Annotated in this window: 21 protein-coding genes and 2 tRNA genes; 14 read left to right on the top strand and 9 right to left on the bottom strand. The window is 69.2% G+C overall.

The genetic code is table 11. From position 1 onward, the window contains the following. Positions 1-20 precede the first annotated feature (20 nt). Positions 21-92, top strand: a tRNA-Gln gene (locus NF4_RS08885). Positions 93-241: 149 nt separating this feature from the next. Further along, positions 242-314: transfer RNA gene (locus tag NF4_RS08880), tRNA-Glu, on the top strand. 885 nt (positions 315-1,199) lie between these two features. Here the strand turns inward: NF4_RS08880 and NF4_RS08875 are convergent. Both NF4_RS08875 and NF4_RS08870 read right to left on the bottom strand, forming a co-directional pair. Beyond that, positions 1,200-1,727, bottom strand: coding sequence for a pyridoxamine 5'-phosphate oxidase family protein (locus NF4_RS08875; RefSeq protein WP_063126720.1), 528 nt, complete (start codon positions 1,725-1,727; stop codon positions 1,200-1,202). A gap of 34 nt (positions 1,728-1,761) precedes the next feature. Continuing rightward, positions 1,762-2,463 (bottom strand): IclR family transcriptional regulator, encoded by a 702-nt coding sequence (locus NF4_RS08870; protein WP_063126719.1) that lies wholly within the window; start codon positions 2,461-2,463, stop codon positions 1,762-1,764. Positions 2,464-2,608: 145 nt separating this feature from the next. Between NF4_RS08870 and leuC the strand changes: the two genes are divergently transcribed. From leuC to NF4_RS08855, 3 genes are all read left to right on the top strand, one after another. Continuing rightward, a complete protein-coding gene (leuC, locus tag NF4_RS08865; RefSeq protein ID WP_157120075.1) occupies positions 2,609-4,024 on the top strand; it encodes a 3-isopropylmalate dehydratase large subunit in 1,416 nt (471 codons plus the stop codon). Positions 4,025-4,073: 49 nt separating this feature from the next. Further along, positions 4,074-4,682: a 3-isopropylmalate dehydratase small subunit gene (gene leuD, locus NF4_RS08860; RefSeq protein WP_063126717.1), complete on the top strand. Its 609-nt coding sequence runs from the start codon at positions 4,074-4,076 to the stop codon at positions 4,680-4,682. 156 nt (positions 4,683-4,838) lie between these two features. Continuing rightward, positions 4,839-5,483 (top strand): HU family DNA-binding protein, encoded by a 645-nt coding sequence (locus tag NF4_RS08855; protein WP_063126716.1) that lies wholly within the window; start codon positions 4,839-4,841, stop codon positions 5,481-5,483. A 300-nt stretch (positions 5,484-5,783) separates the two neighbouring features. On the opposite strand, the gene NF4_RS08850 is transcribed toward NF4_RS08855, so the two are convergent. The 3 genes from NF4_RS08850 to cofC all read right to left on the bottom strand — a co-directional run bounded on the left by NF4_RS08850 (position 5,784) and on the right by cofC (position 9,749). Further along, positions 5,784-6,749, bottom strand: a complete 966-nt coding sequence (locus NF4_RS08850) for an NUDIX hydrolase (RefSeq protein WP_063126715.1) — start codon at positions 6,747-6,749, stop codon at positions 5,784-5,786. Beyond that, positions 6,746-8,929, bottom strand: coding sequence for an RNA degradosome polyphosphate kinase (locus NF4_RS08845; protein ID WP_084532964.1), 2,184 nt, complete (start codon positions 8,927-8,929; stop codon positions 6,746-6,748). Before NF4_RS08845 ends, NF4_RS08850 begins: the two co-directional genes overlap by 4 nt. A gap of 130 nt (positions 8,930-9,059) precedes the next feature. After that, positions 9,060-9,749 carry a 2-phospho-L-lactate guanylyltransferase gene (cofC, locus tag NF4_RS08840; RefSeq protein WP_063126714.1) on the bottom strand — a complete coding sequence of 230 codons (690 nt, stop codon included), beginning with the start codon at positions 9,747-9,749 and terminating at the stop codon, positions 9,060-9,062. A 30-nt stretch (positions 9,750-9,779) separates the two neighbouring features. On the opposite strand from cofC, the gene NF4_RS08835 reads away from it, so the two are divergent. Together NF4_RS08835 and NF4_RS08830 are read left to right on the top strand one after the other, a co-directional pair. Then, positions 9,780-10,775 carry an NAD(P)H-dependent glycerol-3-phosphate dehydrogenase gene (locus NF4_RS08835; RefSeq protein ID WP_063126713.1) on the top strand — a complete coding sequence of 332 codons (996 nt, stop codon included), beginning with the start codon at positions 9,780-9,782 and terminating at the stop codon, positions 10,773-10,775. A 55-nt stretch (positions 10,776-10,830) separates the two neighbouring features. Continuing rightward, positions 10,831-11,946 (top strand): D-alanine--D-alanine ligase family protein, encoded by a 1,116-nt coding sequence (locus NF4_RS08830; RefSeq protein ID WP_063126712.1) that lies wholly within the window; start codon positions 10,831-10,833, stop codon positions 11,944-11,946. A gap of 6 nt (positions 11,947-11,952) precedes the next feature. Here the strand turns inward: NF4_RS08830 and NF4_RS08825 are convergent, their stop codons facing one another. Next, positions 11,953-12,546, bottom strand: a complete 594-nt coding sequence (locus NF4_RS08825) for a DUF3515 domain-containing protein (protein WP_063126711.1) — start codon at positions 12,544-12,546, stop codon at positions 11,953-11,955. Between the two features lie 230 nt (positions 12,547-12,776). Between NF4_RS08825 and NF4_RS08820 the strand changes: the two genes are divergently transcribed. From NF4_RS08820 to NF4_RS08805, 4 genes are read left to right on the top strand one after another with little or no spacing between them, the layout of a single operon-like run. Next, complete coding sequence (locus tag NF4_RS08820) at positions 12,777-13,808, top strand: thiamine-phosphate kinase (RefSeq protein WP_369690918.1); 1,032 nt, start codon at positions 12,777-12,779, stop codon at positions 13,806-13,808. An 11-nt stretch (positions 13,809-13,819) separates the two neighbouring features. Beyond that, positions 13,820-14,503, top strand: a complete 684-nt coding sequence (locus NF4_RS08815; RefSeq protein WP_063126710.1) for a uracil-DNA glycosylase — start codon at positions 13,820-13,822, stop codon at positions 14,501-14,503. A gap of 38 nt (positions 14,504-14,541) precedes the next feature. Beyond that, positions 14,542-14,781: a hypothetical protein gene (locus NF4_RS08810; RefSeq protein ID WP_030521824.1), complete on the top strand. Its 240-nt coding sequence runs from the start codon at positions 14,542-14,544 to the stop codon at positions 14,779-14,781. A gap of 50 nt (positions 14,782-14,831) precedes the next feature. After that, positions 14,832-15,695 (top strand): alpha/beta fold hydrolase, encoded by an 864-nt coding sequence (locus tag NF4_RS08805; protein ID WP_063126899.1) that lies wholly within the window; start codon positions 14,832-14,834, stop codon positions 15,693-15,695. Positions 15,696-15,752: 57 nt separating this feature from the next. Here NF4_RS08805 and NF4_RS08800 read toward each other — a convergent pair whose 3' ends face one another. The 3 genes from NF4_RS08800 to rpmB form a co-directional block, all read right to left on the bottom strand. Continuing rightward, positions 15,753-16,538: an enoyl-CoA hydratase/isomerase family protein gene (locus NF4_RS08800; protein ID WP_063126709.1), complete on the bottom strand. Its 786-nt coding sequence runs from the start codon at positions 16,536-16,538 to the stop codon at positions 15,753-15,755. Positions 16,539-16,577: 39 nt separating this feature from the next. After that, a complete protein-coding gene (locus tag NF4_RS08795) occupies positions 16,578-17,045 on the bottom strand; it encodes a GNAT family N-acetyltransferase (protein ID WP_198165256.1) in 468 nt (155 codons plus the stop codon). A 179-nt stretch (positions 17,046-17,224) separates the two neighbouring features. Next, complete coding sequence (gene rpmB / locus NF4_RS08790; protein ID WP_011210730.1) at positions 17,225-17,416, bottom strand: 50S ribosomal protein L28; 192 nt, start codon at positions 17,414-17,416, stop codon at positions 17,225-17,227. Positions 17,417-17,801: 385 nt separating this feature from the next. On the opposite strand from rpmB, the gene NF4_RS08785 reads away from it, so the two are divergent. The 3 genes from NF4_RS08785 (at position 17,802) to NF4_RS37580 (ending at position 22,038) form a co-directional block, all read left to right on the top strand. Further along, positions 17,802-19,499, top strand: coding sequence for a DAK2 domain-containing protein (locus tag NF4_RS08785; RefSeq protein ID WP_063126897.1), 1,698 nt, complete (start codon positions 17,802-17,804; stop codon positions 19,497-19,499). A 48-nt stretch (positions 19,500-19,547) separates the two neighbouring features. Beyond that, a complete protein-coding gene (gene recG / locus NF4_RS08780) occupies positions 19,548-21,806 on the top strand; it encodes an ATP-dependent DNA helicase RecG (protein WP_063126708.1) in 2,259 nt (752 codons plus the stop codon). A gap of 79 nt (positions 21,807-21,885) precedes the next feature. Further along, on the top strand, positions 21,886-22,038 hold the full coding sequence (locus tag NF4_RS37580) for a hypothetical protein (RefSeq protein ID WP_157120071.1): 153 nt from the start codon (positions 21,886-21,888) through the stop codon (positions 22,036-22,038). The last annotated feature ends 20 nt before the right edge of the window (positions 22,039-22,058 follow it).

Below are 22,058 nucleotides of genomic sequence, written 5' to 3'. Positions count from 1 at the left end.
AAGCCGAAAACCCAGGTCATTGGGGTATGGTGTAATTGGCAACACAGCTGATTCTGGTTCAGCCATTCTAGGTTCGAGTCCTGGTACCCCAGCGGAGATCGCTCTCAGCTTCATCGTCCAGATGCGGTGCGGAACGAATTATCCAGGCGATTTGGTCGCCGCCGCCCGGTCGGTTACGCTGATCGAGCTTCGGATCGAGAGATCCGCGATCCACTCCAGCCAGGAGTTGATCACAAGTCCTGGCCCCGTCGTCTAGCGGCCTAGGACGCCGCCCTCTCAAGGCGGTAGCGCGGGTTCAAATCCCGTCGGGGCTACTCGGCTGCGAGGCCCATGCTCATGGAGAGCATGGGCCTTCGCTGATTCGCGATGCTTTGCGGGGGTGCAACCCCCGCACCCCGCCCAGGCGGGCTCGGCGCCCCTGGACCCCCTTTGTAGATTGGAAACACTTCGGGGCCGGGCCGGGGCTTCGCCCCAGGACCCCCTACGCGGGCCGGGTCTTCCGAATGGCCGGGCCGGGGCTTCGCCCCTGGAGCCCCGGCGCGAGTTGGTTACTTGCCATAGAAGTGCGGGGGCTTCGCCCCTGGATCCCTTCGCGGGCTGCCTACTGTCGAACATGATGCCGGGACTGCGCTGTGAGAACCCACTTCGGCGCTGGTGACTCGAATGTGCTGCTAAGGCTTTGCCCCCGGGCCCTTCGCGGCCCGGTTACCTCCGAATGCGATGCCGGAGCTGGGCCCCTGAAATCCCGGCTGCCTACTTGCTTTGGAGCCGCCGACGATTCTGGCCGGGGAAATCCGGCGTTGATCGGCTCGGATCCGAGTTTCTCGGTGCGGCTTCGCGAATGATGGCGGGTTCGGCTCCGGTGCCCCTCGGTGGGGCTGCTCGGGGATCATCGCGCCCGCCTCGAGGATGCCGGCGGTGAGCGGGAGCCGGAAGGAGAGGGTTGGACCGGGCCGGGGAAGCCGAGCCCGCGACCCGGTGAACGAGCGGCCATCGGAGCCGGTCCGATCGCCTCCGGGGCGATGAGCCGTATCGGCGGCAGGGTGGCGTCGGACGCCTGTATTCGGACCGGTAGCGGCCGGGTCGGGCGGAAAGTCCAGGAGCGACGATGTGGCCGCGGTCCAGGCCACGGCGCGCCGCGCAGCCCGGCTGGGCCGGACGGGTGCCGGGTGCTGCCACCGGACAGCACCCGGGGTCGTTCAGTCGTCCAGGGCGTGTGCGGTGGATCCGGCCAGGGGCATGGCGGGCAGGCCCAGTTTGCGGTGGTCCCAGCTGCGGATGCGGTCGGGGACGATGCGGACCGCGACGCGCTTGTTCAGCATGCCTTCGACGTATTCGCGCATATCGTCGGTGTACGGGCCGGTGTAGCGCTCCCAGACGCTGACCCCGACGGCGAACAGTTTCTCCGGGTCGTCGATGACCTCGGCGTGGCCCTCGAGGGAGACTCCGCGCAGGGTGTCGTAGGTTTTTCCGGCCTCGATCATGCAGGTGACCGTGGGGTTGCGGCGCAGATTGACGGCCTTCTGGGATTTGCCCTTGGTCTCGAACCACAGTTCGGGGATCGCGTCGGGTCGCTCCGGATCGGCGATCAGCGCGTACCACATGGCGGTGAGGTGCGGTTTACCGTCCGCACCCAGACTTGCCAGGGTGGCGACGCGACTGCGGGTGAGGAAATCGGTGATCTCGGTATCGGTCATCACGATCTGTGACCGTTGGTTCACTCCCATCAGGCCACCATAAGTGACGGCAGCCGCCCGCCGCTCAGAGTCGGCGGTGCAGCGCATCGGCGGCCGCGACCAGGTCCGCCGCCCAGCGAGCCCCCGGTCGGCGGCCCATTCGATCGATCGGGCCCGATACCGAGACCGCGGCGACCACCGCGCCCTGCTGATCACGCACCGGCGCCGAAACGCTGGCCACCCCGGCCGCGCGCTCGCCGGCGCTCTGCGCCCAGCCGCGTTTGCGGACCTCGGCGAGCGTGCGCTCGGTGAACATGGCGTCACCGAGGACGGTGCGCTGCAGTTCGGGATCGGCCCAGGCGAGCAGCACCTTCGCCGCGGATCCCGCGGTCAGCGGGAGGCGGGAGCCGATCGGCACGGTGTCGCGCAGCCCGGCGGGGGGTTCGAGGGCGGCGACGCAGACCCGTTCGTTGCCCTCCCGGCAGTACAGCTGCACGCTTTCGCCGGTGATCTCACGTAGCCGGGGCAGGATCGAGCCCGCGGCCTCGAGCAGCGGGTCGGCGGCGCCGGCGCCGAGTTCGGCGAGGGCGGGGCCGGGGCGCCAGGAGCCGTTGCCGTCCCGGGCGAGCAGCCGGTGGGTTTCCAGCCCGACCGCGAGCCGGTGCGCGGTCGCGCGGGGCAGGCCGGTGCGCTCGCACAGTTCGTTGAGACCGCAGGGCCGCTCGGCGACCGCATACAACACTGCCACCGCTTTGTCCAGGACGCCGATACCGCTATGCTGTCTCATACAACGATATTAGCGTCCTGCATTCTGAGATGCCATTACGAACAGCCCAGGTGGCGTCCTGGAAGGGGTCGCATGATTCCAGCTAGCGCGTATCCGGTGCCGGGCAGGCCCCGGCCGGATGCCGAGCCCGAAAGGTGATCGCAACATGCCACGTACGCTGGCCGAGAAGGTATGGGAACAGCACGTCGTCGCCCGCGGCGAGGGTGAGGGTGAGGCACGCGAACCCGATCTGATCTACATCGATCTGCATCTGGTGCACGAGGTGACCAGCCCGCAGGCCTTCGACGGTCTGCGGGCCGCCGGTCGCCCGGTGCGCCGGCCCGATCTCACCATCGCGACCGAGGACCACAATGTCCCGACCGTCGATATCGACAAACCCATCGCCGACCCGGTGTCGCGGACGCAGGTGGAGACGCTGCGCCGCAACTGTGCGGAATTCGGCATCCGGCTGCACCCGATGGGCGACCGGGAACAGGGCATTGTCCACGTGGTGGGACCGCAGCTGGGGCTGACCCAGCCCGGCACCACCGTGGTCTGCGGTGACAGCCACACCTCCACCCACGGTGCCTTCGGCGCGCTGGCCATGGGAATCGGCACCAGCGAGGTCGAGCACGTGCTGGCCACGCAGACCCTTTCGCTGCGGCCGTTCAAGACAATGGCGATCACCGTCGACGGCGTGCTGCCGCCGGGGGTCACCAGTAAAGACCTGATTCTCGCGGTGATCGCCGAAATCGGCACCGGCGGCGGCCAGGGCTATGTGCTCGAGTATCGCGGTGAGGCCATTCGCAATATGTCGATGGAAGCGCGGATGACCGTCTGCAATATGTCCATCGAAGCCGGCGCCCGGGCCGGAATGATCGCCCCGGACGAAACCACCTACGAGTTCCTGAAAGGTCGCCCGCACGCCCCGCAGGGCGCGGACTGGGATGCCGCGGTCGAGGCCTGGGAGGCGCTGAAGACCGACGAGGACGCGGTTTTCGACCGGGAGGTGCACATCGACGCGAGTGCCCTCACCCCGTTCGTCACCTGGGGCACCAACCCGGGGCAGGGGCTGCCGCTGGGTGCGAATGTGCCCGATCCGGCGCAGATCGCCGACGAGTCCGCGCGCGAGTCCGCGGAGAAGGCGCTGCGCTATATGGATTTGACCCCGGGTATGCCGTTGCGCGAGGTCTCGGTGGACGCCGTGTTCGTCGGATCGTGCACCAACGGCCGAATCGAGGACCTGCGGGCCGTGGCGGAGGTGCTGCGGGGCCGCAGGGTGGCCGAGGGTGTGCGAATGCTGGTGGTGCCGGGCTCGATGCGGGTGCGGGAACAGGCCGAGGCGGAGGGGCTGGGCGAGATCTTCACCGCGGCCGGGGCCGAATGGCGGCAGGCCGGATGCTCGATGTGCCTGGGGATGAACCCCGATCAGCTCGCCCCGGGCCAGCGCTGCGCCTCCACCTCGAACCGGAACTTCGAGGGCCGGCAGGGCAAAGGTGGGCGTACCCACCTGGTGTCGCCACTGGTGGCCGCCGCGACCGCGGTCCGCGGCACGCTGTCGGCGCCCACGGACCTCAACTGAGCCCGTCTTATATCGAAAACCACTTATAGCCGAAACAGGGAGAAATACGATGGAAGCCTTCACCGTGCACAAGGGGATCGGCGTTCCGCTGCGCCGGTCCAATGTCGACACCGACCAGATCATCCCGGCCGTCTATCTGAAGCGCGTCACTCGTACGGGATTCGAAGACGGCCTGTTCGCCGCCTGGCGGGGTGACGAGGACTTCATTCTGAACACCGAGCCCTACAAGCACGGCAGCGTCCTGGTGGCCGGACCCGATTTCGGGACCGGATCTTCCCGTGAGCACGCTGTCTGGGCGCTCATGGACTATGGCTTTCGGGTAGTTATCTCTTCACGTTTCGCCGACATCTTCCGCGGTAATGCGGGCAAGGGCGGTCTGCTGGCGGCACGAATGTCACAGAATGATGTCGAAATGCTCTGGAAGTTGCTCGAGGAACAGCCCGGACTGGAATTGGTTGTGGACCTCGCGGCGCGCACGGTGACCGCAGGAACCATCGTGTTGCCGTTCGATATTGACGACTACACCAGGTGGCGCCTGTTGGAGGGTTTGGACGACATCGGCCTGACGCTGCGGCGTAGCGATACGATCGCCGAGTTCGAAAAGGCAAGGCCGGGTTGGAAACCAAAGACCCTGCCCGAACCTATTTCGCAGGCGTAATGTTCTCGGCCTCTTAGCGACCCCCCAGATGTCGTGGTAGCTGTGCGTGTGCTAGACCACATGAATTTTGGCGTGGCACATAGACTCTTGCCCAATGTGGGTTTACCGTGGTACCTAGTCGGTCCGACGACGGGCCATTAGTCTGCGGAGGATTCAATGAACAAGGCGGAACTGATCGACGTTCTGACCGAAAAGTTGGGTACTGACAGGCGCACGGCCACCGCGGCAGTCGAGCATGTGGTCGACACCATCGTGCGCGCGGTACACAAAGGGCAGAGCGTCACCATCACCGGATTCGGTGTGTTCGAACAGCGTAAGCGGGCAGCCCGGGTGGCGCGGAATCCGCGTACCGGGGAAACGGTCAAGGTGAAGCCCACTTCGGTGCCGGCGTTCCGGCCCGGCGCCCAGTTCAAGGCGGTTATCGCGGGTAAACAGAAGCTCGCGGCGACCGGACCCGCGGTGAAACGCGGTGTCAATGCTCCTGTGGCGGCCAAGAAATCCACAGCGAAGAAGACAACGGCGAAGAAAACCACCGCCAAGAAGGCCGCGACGAAGGCGCCCGCCAAAACAACGGCACGGAAGACGGCCACCAAGGCGCCGGCCAAGAGCACCGCCGCCAAGAAGACGGCCACCAAGGCCGCGGCCCGCAAGACGGCGGCGAAGAAGACGCCCGCCAAGGCCACGGCCACCAAGAAGGCCACCGCGAAGAAGACCACCACGGCCGCCAAGTCCACGGCCAAGAAGTCGGCCACCGCGAAGCAGACCCCGGCCAAGAAGACGACAGCCAAAAGGGCTCGCTGACCCGCAGCCCAGGCGTGCCGGCGCCGCAGTGATTCCAGCCGGGGTCCCACCGGATCCCGTATGCACGGCCCGCCCATGCGGCTCCGCCGCACTGTTCGACTCCGCCGGATCCCGGATGCGTGCTCGCATCCGCGGACGGCACGAGGCCCCGCGATCGGTTCTCGTCAGCGAGTCACCGGGTGGTGTGACGACTCGGGGACTCGCAGATCCACACAACCGGAACGCCGGACGGACGAGCCCCCGGGCAACCCCCGGGGGCGTAGCCGTCTTCTGTGCCCGGCGCCGGTCCGGGCGCGCGTCCTATGCGGTGACCGCGGGCGCGGTATCGACCGACAGGGATCGGTCGAGATGATCGGCGGCCACCAGCCGCTCACCCGAGAACGACAACACCCAGACCGACCCCTTGCGGGTTCGCGCGGGTGACAGCCGCATCCCATCCTGTGCCGCCCACCAGCGGACCAGGTCCGGAATGGTGTCGCCCTGACTGCACAGCACCCGGACACGCTGCGCCGAGACCAGCGACCGGATCCGGTCCCGGGCCTTGTCCGGATCGGCGGCGTAGCCGATATCGCCCAGCAGCGGTTCGATCTCCACCTCGACACCGAGTTCCTCGGCCAGCGGCGCCACCGTTTGCAGACAGCGCAGCGGTTCGGCCGAGTAGATGTCCTGCGCGCCGAACGCCAGCAGATTCGGGACCAGCGCCAGCGACTGCCGATAGCCGGCCAGTTCCAGCGGGCGCTGTTCGTCGGGACCCTTGTAGCGGTCGCGTCGTCCGGCCTTGGCGTGGCGCACCAGCAGCACGGTGTGCGTATCGGCGGGCAGCCGGGTGAACGCCCGCACGATCTGGCGGTCCATCGGATACGACAGCTCCGACATCACCGTGTCCAGTGCACACCAGGTCAGTTCGTCGACCTCGCTGTTGGCGCTGAATTCCCCGTCGACGACCTCCGCGGCCCAGTAGTCGACCCGTTTCATCTTGCGATGCCCGGTGATCGGATAGGTCACTTTGCCGAGATAGCGGCCCAGCCGCGGCCGCAACCCGGTTTCCTCCTCGGTCTCCCGGAACGCCGCCAGGACCGGCGACTCACCGGGATCGAGTTTGCCCTTGGGCAGTGACCAGTCCTGGTATTTGGGGCGCCGGATGACCGCGATCTCGATACCGCCCGCGGAACCGGGTGCGTGCCGCCACAACACGGTGCCCGCCGCGTGGATATTGGGTGCTGTCCGGGGATCCGGGTAGGACGGTGGGGTATGCGTGCCGTTCACTGCTGATCCGGACGGCGTAGTCGCATGAGCGCCACCTGGTGATCGCGGACTTCGATACCGTCACCGTCGGCACCGGCCCGGTCGGGGCTGGATTTCCAGTTGCCGTCGGGGTCCAGGACCCAGCAGCGGGTCATCGGGTGCAGGGCGGATTCGAAGATCTCGTCGAGCCGCTCGCACAGCTTGGGATCCTTCACCTGGGCCATGACCTCCACCCGGCGGTCCAGATTGCGGTGCATCATATCGGCGCTACCGATCCAGAATTCGTTCTGTGCCCGGAAGTTGAAGATCCGGGAATGCTCGAGTACGCGGCCCAGAATGGAGCGCACCTCGATGTTCTCGCTCATGCCGGGGACTCCCGCCCGCAGCCCGCAGATACTGCGCACCACGATGCGTACCGGCACCCCCGCCTGGGAGGCGCGGTAGAGCGCGTCGATGATCTGCTCGTCGACCAGCGCATTGGCCTTCAAGCGGATCCCGGCCTCGGCGCCGGAGCGGGCGAGTTCGATCTCCCGTTCGATCCGGGCGATGATCCCGGCACGGATACCGTTCGGGGCCACCAGCAGATTGCGGTAGTCGGATTTACGGGAGTAGCCGGTGAGCGAATTGAACAGATCGGTGAGATCGGCACCAATTTCGGGTGCTGCGGTGAGCAATCCGACATCCTCGTACAGGCGGGCGGTCTTGGGGTTGTAGTTCCCGGTACCGATATGGCAGTAGCGGCGGATGGTGGAACCCTCGCGGCGTACCACCAGGCAGGTCTTGCAGTGGGTCTTCAGCCCGACCAGACCGTAGACCACGTGCACGCCCGCCTGTTCCAGCGTGCGCGCCCATTTGATATTGGCCTGCTCGTCGAACCGGGCCTTGATCTCCACCAGCGCCACCACCTGTTTGCCCGCCTCGGCGGCATCGATGAGGGCGTTCACGATCGGGGAGTCGCCGGAGGTCCGGTACAGGGTCTGTTTGATGGCCAGCACCTGCGGATCGGCGGCGGCCTGTTCGATGAACCGCTGCACACTCGTGGAGAACGAATCGTAGGGGTGGTGCACCAGCACATCGCCCTCGCGCAGCGCCTGGAACACATTGCGCGGCGTCTCCCGTTCGCCGAACGCGGGCGGCGTCGCGGGCACATAGGGGGCGTCCTTGAGGTTCGGCCGGTCCACCCCGTACACCTGCCACAGGCAGGACAGATCCAGTAGTCCGGGGACCTGGATGACATCGGCGGGATCGACCTCGAGCTCGCGCAGCAGCAGATCGAGCATGTGCTCGGTCATATCGTCGGAGACCTCGAGCCGGACCGGGGACCCGAAGCGACGACGCGCGAGTTCACGCTCCAGCGCCTGCAACAGGTCCTCGTCGCGGTCCTCGTCGACCTCGAAATCGGCATTGCGGGTGATCCGGAACGAATGGTGCTCCACCACGGTCATACCGGGGAACAGATGCTCCAGATGCGCGGCGATGAGCGCTTCCATCGGAAGGAACGCGGCGATGCCGCCGCCGCTGGGTCCGGGCCGGCGCACCCGGACGAATCGGTCCACATTGTCGGGAACCTTCACCCGGGCGAAATGCTCGCCGCCGGTGCTCTCGTCCTGGACGGTCACCGCGAGATTCAGGCTCAATCCGCTGATGTAGGGGAAGGGGTGGGCCGGGTCGACGGCCAGCGGGGTCAGGACGGGGAAGACCTGTTCCTGGAAATGCGCCGACAGTCGTTCCCGTTCGGCGTCGTCGAGGTCGGCCCAATCGATGATCTCGATGCCCTCCGCGGTGAGCGCGGGGCGCACCTCGGTGAGAAATACCTCGGCGTGCCGGACCGCGAGATCCTGACTGCGGGCCGCGATGAGCGCCAGTTGCTCGTTCGGCGAGCGGCCGTCGGCCGACCGCACCGAAAGCCCCGTTTCGGCGCGGCGTTTGAGACCGGCGACGCGGACCATGTAGAACTCGTCGAGGTTCGAGGCGAAGATCGCCAGGAATTTCGCGCGTTCCAGCAACGGCAGCGAACTGTCCTCGGCCAGGGCCAGGACTCTGGCGTTGAAATCCAGCCAACTCAACTCCCGGTTCAGGTAGCGATCGGCTGGCAAACGGGGTGCGGTCCCGCCGGCGGGGATCTGGGTGGCGGCCGGAGGCGGGGTCGGGAGCACCTGCTGCTGCTTGATGGTTTCCGTATCGCTCACGCCTACGATCATTCCCTACGAACCGGCCATGGTGCATATGCCGTAGATGACTGTTATCTCGAGTTCACGCGGTGGCGGCTGCCCGTTGGTGCAGTCGAGTGGCGCCCGTCCACCGGCCGCGCGGGGCGGAGCGAAGGCGGAGTTACGCCTGACACACCTGGGTGACCGCTTCCCGGGCGGGAGCCGGCCAGCCGAGTTCGGCGAGCAGCGCGGTGGTATCAGGGCCCGTCCCCAGCGCCCGCACCGCCGCCAGATCGTCGGCGGTATCGACATCGTGGCGCAGGCCGGGCCAGTCCCCGTGCAGCCGGACCGCGCCGTCCTCCCGGTGGTGGCGCGCCGAATCCCGCCCGAACCTGGGCCGCAGCGCGGTACCGGCCGGAGCCAGCAGCGCCGCGGTACCCGTGCCCGCGTGGTCGGCGACGAACGCGCGGGTGCCGCGGGCAGTTGCCAGGACCGCGGACAGTTCCGGCGTGCGCAGGGCCGGCAGGTCGGCCTGCAGGGCCAGGACGGGCACGTCGCCGTGCCGGGCGCGCAACGCGGCCGCCGCGGTGGACAGGGCGGTGTTGAGGGGATCGGGGTCGGTGGCGGCGCTGCGGGGTTCGGGATGGACGGTGGCACCGAGCGCGCGGGTCGCGCGGGAGACCACGGGATCGGGAGTGACCACGGTGATCGAGGCGATCTCCGGGGCCGCCGCGGCCGCGCGCACGGTATCGGTCAGCATGGCCAGGACCAGCCGGGACCGCTGGGCCGGGACCAGGACCCCGGCCAGCCGGCTCTTGGCGCTTTCCAGGGTTTTCACCGCGATGACGGCGTGCACGGTGTGCGAGCACATGGCCCCATCCTGTCATGGCATATTGGGCTGATGACGAGGGCGGCGGTACTGGGTGCGGGATCGTGGGGCACGGCATTCGGGAAAGTGTTGGCGGAGGCGGGAACCGAGGTGACCATCTGGGCCCGTCGCCCCGAGGTCGCCGAGGCGCTGGCCACCGACCACCGCAACCCGTACTACCTGCCGGGGGTGCAGCTGCCGCCGGTCGCGGCGACCGACGACTACGCGCGGGCCCTCGACGGCGCCGATATCGTGGTCCTCGCGGTGCCGTCGCAATCACTGCGCGCGAATCTGAAGATCTGGTCACCGGCCATCGGCCCCGACGCCACGCTGCTGAGTCTGGCCAAGGGGATCGAGAACGGCACCCTGCTGCGAATGAGCGAGGTGATCGCCGAGGTCAGCGGTGCCGCGCCGGATCGGATCGCGGTACTGTCGGGACCCAATCTGGCCAAGGAGATCGCCGCCGGGCAGCCTGCGGCCACGGTGATCGGCTGCGCCGACGCCGAACGGGCCGCCGCGGTGCAGCGGGCCTGTGTGACCGGTTACTTCCGGCCCTACACCAACACCGATGTGATCGGCTGTGAACTCGGCGGTGCCTGCAAGAATGTCATCGCGCTGGCCTGCGGGATCGCCTCGGGTATGGGTTTCGGCGACAACTCCCTCGCCGGGCTGATGACCCGGGGGCTGGCCGAGATCATCCGGCTCGGTGTGGCACTGGGCGCCGAACCGGTGACCCTGGCCGGGCTGGCCGGAGTCGGGGACCTCATCGCGACCTGTACCTCGCCGCTGTCCCGGAACCGCTCGTTCGGGCAGGTCCTCGGCAGCGGCGGGGGGATGCAGGCGGCGCAGGAGGCAACACACGGCCAGGTCGCCGAAGGGGTGAAATCGTGCACCTCGGTGCGCGCACTGGCCGCGGCGAAGAATGTGGAGATGCCGCTCACCGAGGCCGTGCACCAGGTGTGCCACGAAGGATTGGCGGTGCAGACGGCAGTGGAGAAGTTGCTGGGCCGGCAGATAAAACCCGAATAGCCACACCGGTGGTCCGGCACGGTTGGCGGGGCCCCCGGCAGGGTACGGTTCGGTCATGAACCGGATCAGGGTGGCCGTAGTCTTCGGCGGACGCAGCAACGAGCACACGGTGTCGTGTGTGTCGGCCGGTGCTGTGCTGCGGAACCTCGATCCGGCGCGTTTCGACCCGGTGCCGATCGGGATCACCCCGGAGGGCACCTGGGTGCTGGCCGACGGTGACGCCGCCGAACTCGGCCGGCACGACCGGACCCTGCCCTCGGTCACCGGCGGCGGCCGGGAACTGATGCTGGCCGCGGACCCGAGCCGGGCCGGGACACTGGTCGCGCTGGACGATCCGCACACCGCGCTCGAAGCCATCGATGTGGTGTTCCCGGTACTGCACGGCGCGTTCGGCGAGGACGGCACCGTACAGGGCATGCTCGAACTGGCCGGTATCCCCTACGTGGGGCCCGGGGTGCTGGCGAGTGCGGCCGGTATGGACAAAGAGTTCACCAAGAAACTCCTCGCCGCCGACGGCCTGCCGGTCGGTGTGCAGGTGGTGTTGCGGCCGGGCACCGCCACCGTCACCCCCGCGGAGCGCGAGCGGCTGGGATTGCCGGTGTTCGTGAAACCCGCGCGCGGCGGGTCATCGATCGGGATCACCAAGGTCACCGAGTGGGCCGATCTCGACACCGCGATCGCCGCCGCGCGCGCCCACGACCCGAAGGTGATCGTGGAGGCGGGCATCGTGGGCCGCGAGGTCGAATGCGGGGTGCTGGAATTCCCGGACGGCCGGGTGGAAGCCAGTGTGCTCGCCGAGATCAGGATGCCCGAGGATCTGGCCGACGCCGACGCCGGGGAGAAACCCGGCCCCGCCTTCTACGATTTCGACACCAAATATCTCGACGACGTCTGCGAATTCGACGTTCCGGCCAAACTCGACGACGAGGTGTCCGACGAGGTCCGCGAGATCGCGGTGCGCGCCTTCCGCGCGCTGGACTGCCAGGGCCTGGCCCGCGTCGATTTCTTCGTGACCGAGGGCGGCCCGGTGATCAACGAGATCAACACCATGCCCGGGTTCACGCCGATCTCGATGTATCCGCGGATGTGGGAAGAGACCGGGGTCGGTTACGGGAAACTGCTGACCACACTCGTGGAAACGGCTCTCGCCCGCGGTACCGGGCTGCGCTGACCGCGCTCAGTTCGGCAGTTCGCCCGGGTCGATCGGGCGGGCCGGCAGCCGCGCGGTGACGGTATCCGATACCGCCTGCAGGGGCGTCGGACCGGACCCGTCGGGAACCGTGAGGGCGATATAGGTTTCGCGGTCCACCGCGAACCAGGTGGCCGTGGCGGCCGCGTCGTCGCGGACCTCGAACCACTGCACACCGTTGACCACCTGTAACGGGGACGCCCGGTGGAACTCCAGGGGGCGGTCGAGTCCGCAGCGCAGCACGATCGGTTCGCCGCCGGCGGGCAGCTGCCAGGCCGTGGTTGCCGGCGGCACGGGTTCGACGAGGGCGGCGCGGGTGTACTCGCCGAGGTCGGCGGGCAGTGCGGGCAGCAGGGTGGCACAGGCGGGACCGCCGGCCGCGGGCGCCGGAACCGGACCCAGTGCCAGCGGTTCGCGTTCGACCGGCGTGCGCGCGGCGATGACCGCCGCGACCACCACGCCGATCAGCAGGGCGATCGGCAGCGCGACCGCGGTCGCGATGAGCGCGGGCGAATACCCGGTGCGCTCGCCGCCGCTGCTGTCCGGGGTATCGGTGTCCTCGTCCGGCGATGTCCCCGGCATCCTCGGCGGTCCTTTCGTCAGCGCGTACGCGGTGGGCGGGGCGTATGCGGGGGTCCCGGCCGCCGCGCCTGGTCACCGGGCACAGGGTACCGTCGTGCGGGGAGCGCCGGAGTATCGGCCGGGCGCGCGGGATCGGGGATCCGTGGTGTCCGGGGTACGGCAGGCGGCGTTCCGCCGGTGGACACACGGCCCCGTTGTCCGGGCCGGCGAGGCGGCGGCCGGCGCCGCCGGTGGCAGCAGCGAGTGAGGAAGGTCCCACGATCAGTACAGGACCGACGGTGCGCGACGTGGGCGAATTCGCCCTCATCGCCCGGATCAACGCGGGCCGGGAACAGGGGCCCGCCGTGCAGCTGGGCCCCGGCGACGACGCGGCGGTGCTGGCGGCGGCGCGCGGGCGCTATGTGGTGAGCACGGATATGTTGATCGAGGACCGGCATTTCCGGCTGGACTGGTCGGCAGCCGAGGATATCGGCCGCAAGGCGATCGCCCAGAACGCCGCCGATATCTACGCGATGGGCGCCGAACCCGTCGGCTACGTGGTGGGCCTCGGGGTCCCGGAACGGACCCCGGTGGATTTCGTAACCGGACTCACGGACGGGTTCTGGGCGGAGGCGACACGGGCCGGAGGCTCGGTCGCCGGTGGGGATATCGTGCGCAGCCCGCAGGTGGTGATCTCGGTGACGGCCTTCGGTGACCCGCTGGGCGAAGAACCGGTGACCCGATCCGGTGCGCGGCCCGGTGGGCTCCTCGCGATCGCCGGCCGGCCGGGCTGGTCGGCGGCCGGTTACGCCCTGCTCGCGGGCGGGCACTCACCGGAGTCCGGTCCGGGCGCGGCCACGGCTGTCGCCGCGCACCGTGCTCCGCGACCCGCCTACGGCCTCGTCCGTGCCGCCGTGACCGGCGCACATCCGCCGGTGGCGCTCACCGATATCTCCGACGGACTGCTCGCCGATATCGGGCATCTGGCCGAATCGTCGGGGGTCGCGATCGATGTGCGTTCGGCGGCATTGCGCGATACCGAGCTCGCGGAATGCGCCGGTTTCCTGGAAGCCGATGCGCGGCAATGGATTCTGACCGGAGGTGAGGATCACGTGTTCGCCGGGGTCTGGCCGGCCGGTTCGCCGCCGCCCCCCGGGTGGACCGTCATCGGCGATATCGAGGCTGGTCACGGGGTGACCGTGGACGGTGCGCGGTATCGCGGTCCGCAGGGCTGGGAAGCATTCTCCGGGACGGACTCGGCGAAACCCGACCACTCACGATAGGTTGTGCGGTCATGAGCACGAAACCACTCGTGGAGATCATCGATCCGGGCTGGGCGAAGGCACTGGATCCGGTCGCCGACCGTATTGCGGAGATGGGCGAATTCCTGCGTGCCGAGAACGCCGCGGGCCGCGGGTATCTCCCCGCCGGGGAGAATGTGCTGCGTGCTTTCCAGGAGCCGTTCGAAAATGTCCGGGTGCTGATCGTCGGCCAGGACCCCTATCCGACCCCGGGCCATCCGATGGGGCTGAGCTTCTCGGTGGCGCCCGATGTTTCGCCGGTACCCCGCAGCCTGGCCAACATCTTCACCGAATACACCAAGGACCTGGGCCATCCCACCCCGAGTTGCGGTGATCTGAGCCCCTGGTCGCGCCAGGGTGTGCTGATGCTGAACCGGGTCCTGACGGTATCTCCCGGCAAACCGGCCTCCCATCGCGGCAAAGGCTGGGAGAAGGTCACGGAGCAGGCGATCAGCGCGCTGGTGGCGCGCGACGAACCGCTGGTGGCCGTGCTGTGGGGGCGGGACGCCGCCTCGCTGAAGCCGGCGCTGGCCGCCGCGGAAGTGCCCAGTATCGAATCCGCGCACCCGTCACCGCTGTCGGCATCGCGTGGGTTTTTCGGCTCGCGTCCGTTCTCCCGGGTCAACGAACTGCTGGACGAACTCGGCGCCGAGCCGGTGGACTGGCGCCTGCCCTGAGTAGGCGTCGAACGAGAAACAAGATAGAGGAGCACACCATGAAACTGCGCGGCATCACCGCCTCGCTCGCGTTGGGCGCCGCCCTGACGGGGGCGGCCGGAGCGACGGCCGGAGCGGCCCCGCTGACTCTGGAACCGATGAGTCCGGCGACCGAGCCCGCGGCCCCGATCGCCGAGGATTTCACCTCGACCGGCTCGTCCACGATCTCGGCCTCGGTGAACGCCAAGGGCGCCTGCCTCTTCCAGCGGACCCTGAGCGCCATGGACCTGGACTGCTGATTCGCCGGTTCGTACGGCGTAACGCCCGCATATTTGCGATGCTGAAAATCGTGAGTAATGCGAACAATCTGCTCGATCCCGTCCGGCTGCGGTTACACGGCCGGGGCGGGATCGAGCTCGTTGCGGACCAGTACGGCCCGCCGGACGGCCCGGCCGTGCTCTTCCTGCACGGCGGTGGTCAGACCCGGCACTCCTGGAAACACACCGGGGCGCAGCTCGGCGCGGCAGGGATCCGGGCGGTCACGCTGGACGCGCGCGGCCACGGTGACAGCCAATGGGCACTCCATCGTGATTACCGCTACGAGGCCATGGTCGGCGATGTACTCGCGGTTCTGGAACAACTGGGCGGTGGACCGGTGGTGGTGGTCGGCGCCAGCATGGGCGGGATCACCGGGCTGCTGGCCACGGCAGCCCCGGGTGGCGACGCGATCGGCGCGTTGGTCCTGGTTGATATCGTCACCCGGCCCGAGCCCGAAGGCGTCAACCGCGTGCTCAGCTTCCTGAGCAAGAACCCCGACGGATTCGCGACCCTGGACGAGGCCGCGGACGCCGTGGCCGACTATCTCCCACACCGGCCCCGGCCCAAATCCACCGCGGGGCTGCTGCGTAACCTGCGCAAACGCGACGGTCGCTGGTACTGGCACTGGGATCCGGGCATTCTCGGCGACAAAGCCGCCGACCCCGACGAGATGGCCCGCACACTCGAGGGCGCGGCCCGCGCACTCGATATTCCGGTGCTGCTGGTACGGGGGTTGCAATCGGATGTGGTGAGCGCCGCGGGCGCCGCGGAATTCATGGAGCTGGTGCCACACGCCGAGCTGGTCGAGATCGGCAATGCCGCCCATACCGCCGCCGGCGACGACAACGACGCGTTCACCGAGGCGGTCGCGAAATTCGTCACACGGTCTCGCTGACCGGGACCGGCCGCCGGCGGCGCGACGGTCGGCCCCGCGCCGCCGGGCCCGGGACGGTCAGCTCAGCCCGGAATAATCCGGGGCGCGCTTGGCGAGGAACGCGTCCACACCTTCGCGGCCGGTCGGACTGCCCGCGGCCGCTCCCATCGCATCGCGTTCGGCGTCCAGCTGCTCGCCGAGGGTCGCGGTGGCCGATCGGCTGAGCAGGGTCCGGATCGCGGCGTAGCTCGCGCGTGGCCCGCGTGCCAGGGTGCGCGCCAGCTCGCGGGCGTCGTCGCGGACTGCCTCGTCGCTGTCGGCGATACGGGCCAGAATCCCGAGGCGCTGGGCCTCCGCGGCGTCGAGTACGGCGTCGGTCAGCAGGATTTCGCGGGCCTTGGCCGCACCCACCAGCCGGGGCAGCGTCCACGACATACCGCCGTCGGGGCTGAGCCCGACCCCCGGATACGCGGGACGCATCCGGGTGCCCGGGCCCCCGATCGCGATATCGGCGGCACAGACCAGGCTCATTCCGGCGCCCGCCGCCCAGCCGTGCACCGCGGCGACGACCGGAACCGGGGCGCTGTCCAGCGCCCGGACGAAAACGTGCAGGGTGTCGGCGAGTTGGTACAGATGTGCGGAACGGTCCTGCGCCGCCGCGAAATCCCGCACATCGCCACCAGCGCAGAAGTTCGGTCCCGCGCCGACGAGTAGCACCGCGCCCACATCGGATCCGGATTCGCTCAGGGCGGTGGTTCCCGCGGTGACTCCGGCGAAATCCAGGGAGGTGCCCTTGGTCGCGGTCGACAGGGTGATCTCCAGGACGCCGTCCTCGATGCGGACGTACTCGGCTTCGGTGCTCATGGCCGCGACACTACCGAGCGGGAGAACCGGGCGATATCGCTACCTCCGGACCATCCGGATCTCGGTGGCCATGGCGAAGCGTTCGGCCCGGGCGGTGCCGTCCGGCACGAATCCGTATTTGGTGTAGAAAGCGCGGGCCCGCGGATTGCGTTCGAAAACCCACAGCGAACACGATCGGTCCGGTTCGAGCACCGCGCGGATCAACGCGTGCGCGAGCCCGGTGCCGTACCACCGGGCGCGGACATACATGGCCTGCAGTTCGCGCTCGGCGACCGCGGGTTCGTCGCGGGGCGGGCCGTACTGGGTGAATCCGGCGATCTCGGTGCCCGACTCGGCGACCAGGAGCCGCCCGGAATGGTTCCGGGCGATCCGCTCCAAGTTCGCGGCGCGGCGATCGACATCGAAGGCGTCCAGGACATGGTCGGGGACAAGACCCCGGTAGGCCTCACGCCAACAGGCGATATTGCACTCCGCCAAGGCTCGGGCGTGCGCGGGCTCGACGGGCACGAGGTTCCAGGGCCCGTACGCGGCATTCGGGGCCGCCGCGGCCTTGTTCGTCGGATGCTCGGTCGTCGGGTGCTCCTCGCATCGGATACCGATACGACCTCGCCCCGGGTCCTACACGGAGCCGGGGCGAGGTCGTCGACAGAACTGAGGGTCTCGGATGAAACCGGGTTGCCCGGTGATCAGCCGCGGACCACCTTGCCCGCCTTCAGGCAGGAGGTGCATACGTTCATCCGGCGGGTGTTACCCGGGGCGACCTGCGCCCGCACGGTCTGGATATTCGGGTTCCAGCGACGGTTGGTGCGCCGGTGCGAATGCGAGACCGATTTACCGAAGCCGGGGCCTTTGGCGCAGACGTCGCAGACGGCAGCCATAGTCGCGAACTCCTTCATGTCATCATGGGGGACCTGCCACCGGTACAGCGGTCGATCCTGATCAATGTCGTCATGCCCGCCGACGAGCATCGGCGGATTCGATGACCATCGGACAGCGCCGACCGATAACGGCCGCGCCAGGCAACCCTGCAAGGGTAGCCCGACCCGCTGCGATCCACCAAACTGGGGTTGATCCATCAATCCGGAGCCTACCCGGCGAACCCACACCAGCGCCGTATGCGCGGCCCGTCCCGGGTCGCGGTGTCGGGAGCGGCCGCTAACCTGGCGTTCGACTTCTGCGACGACGAGGAACGAGGTGACGGTGCCCGAAACCCGGCAGGTGAGCGGTGATGGTTCGCCGGCCACCGGATCCGCGGACGGCGGGCTGGGCGGGGCCGAACTTCTGAGCTGGGGCCGTCTCTGTGTGGCGGCACTCGAACAGCGGCGCGCGGAGATCGATGCGCTCAATGTCTTCCCGGTACCGGACTCCGATACCGGCACCAATCTCCTGGCGACCATGCGCGCCGCCGTCGCGGAAGCGCAGCGCCTGCCGTCGGGCACCGACGGGGAGCGGGGCCGGCCGGCCGCTCATCCGGTGGCCGCGGCCCTGGCCCGGGGCGCGACAGCCGGCGCGCGGGGTAACTCCGGCATCATCGTGTCCCAGGTACTGCGGGGTATCGCGGACGCGACGGTGGACACCGGGCTGACCGAACAGACCTATCGGGCCGCATTGGCGCGGGCGGCCGCACTGGTCCGGGGGAGCCTGAGCGATCCGGTGGAGGGCACCATTCTCACGGTTCTCGACCGGGCGGGGGCCGCGGCGCACCGCTGCACCGAGCCCGGGCTGGCGGCGGTGGTGCACGCCGGCGCCGACGCGGCGGCGCGGGCGCTGGAGGACACCCGCGACCAGTTGGCGGTGCTGCGCGCGGCCGGGGTGGTGGACGCAGGTGCGCGCGGGTTGCTGGTACTGCTGGACGGGCTGGTCACCGTGGTGACCGGCAAGACCCCCGTGCGGGCCGAGTACCGGGCCGCCGAGCTCCGCACGCCGTCGGCCCGGCCCGAATCGGCGCAGCGCTACGAGGTGATGTACCGGATCGACGGGGCTCGCGCCGATCTCGCCGCCGAACTGCGTTCCCGGCTCGCCGCCCTGGGTGATTCGGTGGTGGTGGCCGCCGACGGCGCCGGCGGCTGGTCGGCGCATGTGCACTGCGCGGACGCGGGTGCGGCGGTGGAGGCCGGACTCGCCGTGGGCCGGCCGGTCGCAATCCGTATCGAGCACCTGATCGAGGACTCCGAACACGAGACCGCCGGCCACGGCGGGCCGCGCGCCGGTGGGGCCGTGGTCACCGGAGTCCGTGCGGCGGCGGATAGCCGGCCGGTGCACGACCGGGCCGCCCGGCAGATCAGCGGACGCCGCGGCGAACCCGCCGACCGCGGGGTGCTGGCCGTCGCGTCCGGCGCCGGCGCCGCGGCGCTCTTCGAGGCGGGGGGCGCGGTGGTGCTGAACGCAGACCGGACGCTGGAATCGGCGGTCCTGCTCGCCGCCATCCGGCAGCTCCCGCATCGGGAAGTGCTGGTACTTCCCAACGGTGCGTTACCGGCCCACGAACTGGTGGCGGTTGGCGCGGCAGCGCGCGACGCGCACCGTGACGTGCTGCTGCTGCCGAGCGCCAGCATGGTTCAGGGCCTCGCGGCCCTGGCGGTGCACGATCACGCCCGGATCGCCGTGGACGATGCCTTCACCATGTCCGAGGCGGCCGCGAGCACCCGCTGGGGCGCGCTGCGCCGCGCCCGCGGACGGGCGCTCACCATGGTCGGGACCTGTGCCCCCGGGGACGGGCTCGGCCTGGTGGGCCACGATGTGGTGGTGATCGACCGGGATACCCGGGCCGCGGGACAGACCCTGCTGGACAGGATGCTCGGGCTGGGCGGCGAACTGGTGACCCTGCTGGTCGGTGCGGACGCGCCGGACGGGCTCGCCGACGACCTCGCGCGGCATATCGGTGACGAATTCCCCGGTGTGGAGGTCACGGTGTATGCCGGAGGCCAGCAGGGTGACCTGATACAGATCGGTGTGGAATGAGTATCCGCCGGACCCGCCGCCGCGGGCCGTGGGGACAGGAGTAGCGCGATGGCGACACTGAGCGACCGGCTCGACCATCTGCTCGGCGCGAAGGCCGCCGCAACGCTGGCGGACGCGTTCGATATGGACACCGTGGAAGATCTGCTGCGTCACTATCCACTGCGCTACGCCACCCAGGGACAGCCGCTCACCGAGGAGGCGCCGGAGGACGGGGCGCACATCACCGTGATCGGCCGGGTCACCAAGGCGGATCTGCGGCCGATGCGGCAGCGGCGCGGGTCGCTGCTGAAGGTGGTGCTCGATACCGGCGCCGGGCGCGGCGTGGATGTCACGTTCTTCAACGGTGACAAGGTGAAATACGCGGTCCGCCCAGGTGTCCGGGCGATGATGTCGGGCACGGTCAACTACTGGCGGCCCGGTCAGTGGAATCTCAGCCATCCGGGATATCTGATCCTGCCGGAGGCCGACGACGAGGAGCCGACCCTGACCACCGTGCGCGGCGGGGGTGACCTGCGCGGGATCGCGCAGAGCGCGAAGGGCGCGGGCGGGGTGGACATGTCCTTCTTCGATCGTGAGTTCATCCCGGTCTATCCGGCGACGGCGAAGGTGCAGAGCTGGGAGATCCTGGCCTGTGTCCGGCAGGTTCTCGACCAGCTCGACCCGCTCGCGGATCCGCTGCCCGCCGAAGTGCGTGACGAACGAGAACTGATGCCGGTGGGCGATGCGCTACGCCTGATCCACCTGCCCGAACGCACCGCCGATATCGAACGTGCCCGGGAACGGCTGCGTTTCGACGAGGCGCTGGCACTGCAACTGGTCCTCGCCGAACGGCGGCACGAGGTGGCGGGCCGCACCGCCCGGGCCTGTCCGCTGCGCGGGGACGGAATCGTCGCCGCCTTCGAGGAGCGGTTGCCGTTCGAACTCACCGAGGGACAGCGCGGGGTCATCGGCGAGATCTCGGCGGATCTGTCCCGGGAGCAACCCATGCACCGGCTGCTGCAGGGCGAGGTGGGTTCGGGTAAGACCATCGTCGCGCTGCACGCCATGCTGCAGGTGATCGATGCGGGTCAGCAGTGCGCGCTGCTCGCGCCCACCGAGGTGCTCGCCGCCCAGCACTATCGGTCGCTGCGGGCGATGCTGGGCGATCTCGGGCAGGCGGGGGAGCTGGGCGCGGCCGATACCGCCACCCGGGTGACGCTGGTGACCGGTTCCATGCCGGCCGCGACGAAACGAGCCGCCCTCCTCGCCGCGGTGACCGGGGACGCGGGCATCGTGATCGGTACCCACGCCCTGATCCAGGACGCGGTCGAATTCTTCGATCTGGGCCTGGTGGTGGTGGACGAACAGCACCGGTTCGGGGTGGAGCAGCGCGATGCGCTGCGGGCCAAGGCGAAATCGGGTTTCTCCCCGCATCTGCTGGTGATGACCGCGACCCCGATTCCGCGCACCATCGCCATGACCACCCTGGGCGATCTGGAGACCTCCACGCTCACCGAACTGCCCCGCGGGCGTTCGCCGATCCAGTCGAAGGTGGTACCGCGCCGGGTGCATCCCAACTGGGTGGATCGGGCCTGGGAGCGGATCACCGAGGAGGTCGGCGCGGGCCGGCAGGCCTATGTCGTGTGCTCGCGGATCGGTGACGACGAGGACGGTTCCGGGGCGCGGGGCAAGAAAGCCACGGAGAAGGAGGCCCCGTCCACCCAGGCCGTGGTCGACGTCTTCGACCGCCTGCGCACCGGACCGCTCGCGCGACTGCGGCTCGGGCTGCTGCACGGACGGCTGCCGTCGGATGAAAAAGACCAGGTGATGCGCGACTTCAATGCCGGCGATATCGATGTGCTGGTCTGTACGACGGTGGTCGAGGTGGGCGTGGACGTGCCGAACGCGACCGTGATGGTGATCGTGGACGCCGACCGGTTCGGTGTGAGCCAGCTGCATCAGCTCCGGGGCCGGATCGGGCGCGGTGCGCATCCCGGGTTGTGCCTGCTGATCACCGATGCCGCGCCCGGGGGTCCGGCGATGACCAGGCTGGAGGCCGTCGCCGCCACCACCGACGGATTCGAGCTCTCGGTACTCGATCTGCGGCAGCGCCGCGAGGGTGATGTGCTCGGCGCCGCGCAGTCGGGAACTACCCGGTCGTTGCGCCTGCTGTCGCTGCTCGACCATCTCGAGGTCATCACCGCCGCCCAGGAATTGGCCCGCACCGTGGTGGAACAGGATCCCGGGCTGACCCGGCATCCCGGGCTGGCGGCGATGATGCACGCCGCCGTGGATTCCGAACGCCTGGAGTACCTGGCCAAATCCTGATCGGGCAGCGCGGGAACCGTGCCGGGGCGCTCGGCGTCAAACCTGGCAACGGAATCGCCGAGGGGAAAGGGTTGGCGTCATGGAGGAAAGACAGGGGTGCCGGGCGGTGCGGCGGGGACCGTCCGCGCCGGCCCGGATCCGGCCGGTGCTGCGGGTGGCGCAGGCCTGCCCGCACTGTGTGGTCCGGCGGACGAAGCGCCGGGAGCCCGGGGCAGGGGAGCTGGAGGGCTGAACGGCCCGGGCCGCGGGCGA

The organism is Nocardia fusca NBRC 14340 (assembly GCF_001618425.1).
GTDB lineage: Bacteria > Actinomycetota > Actinomycetes > Mycobacteriales > Mycobacteriaceae > Nocardia > Nocardia fusca.
Note: the sequence above shows the minus strand (reverse complement) of the source record. Positions and strands in the feature narration are given on the sequence as shown.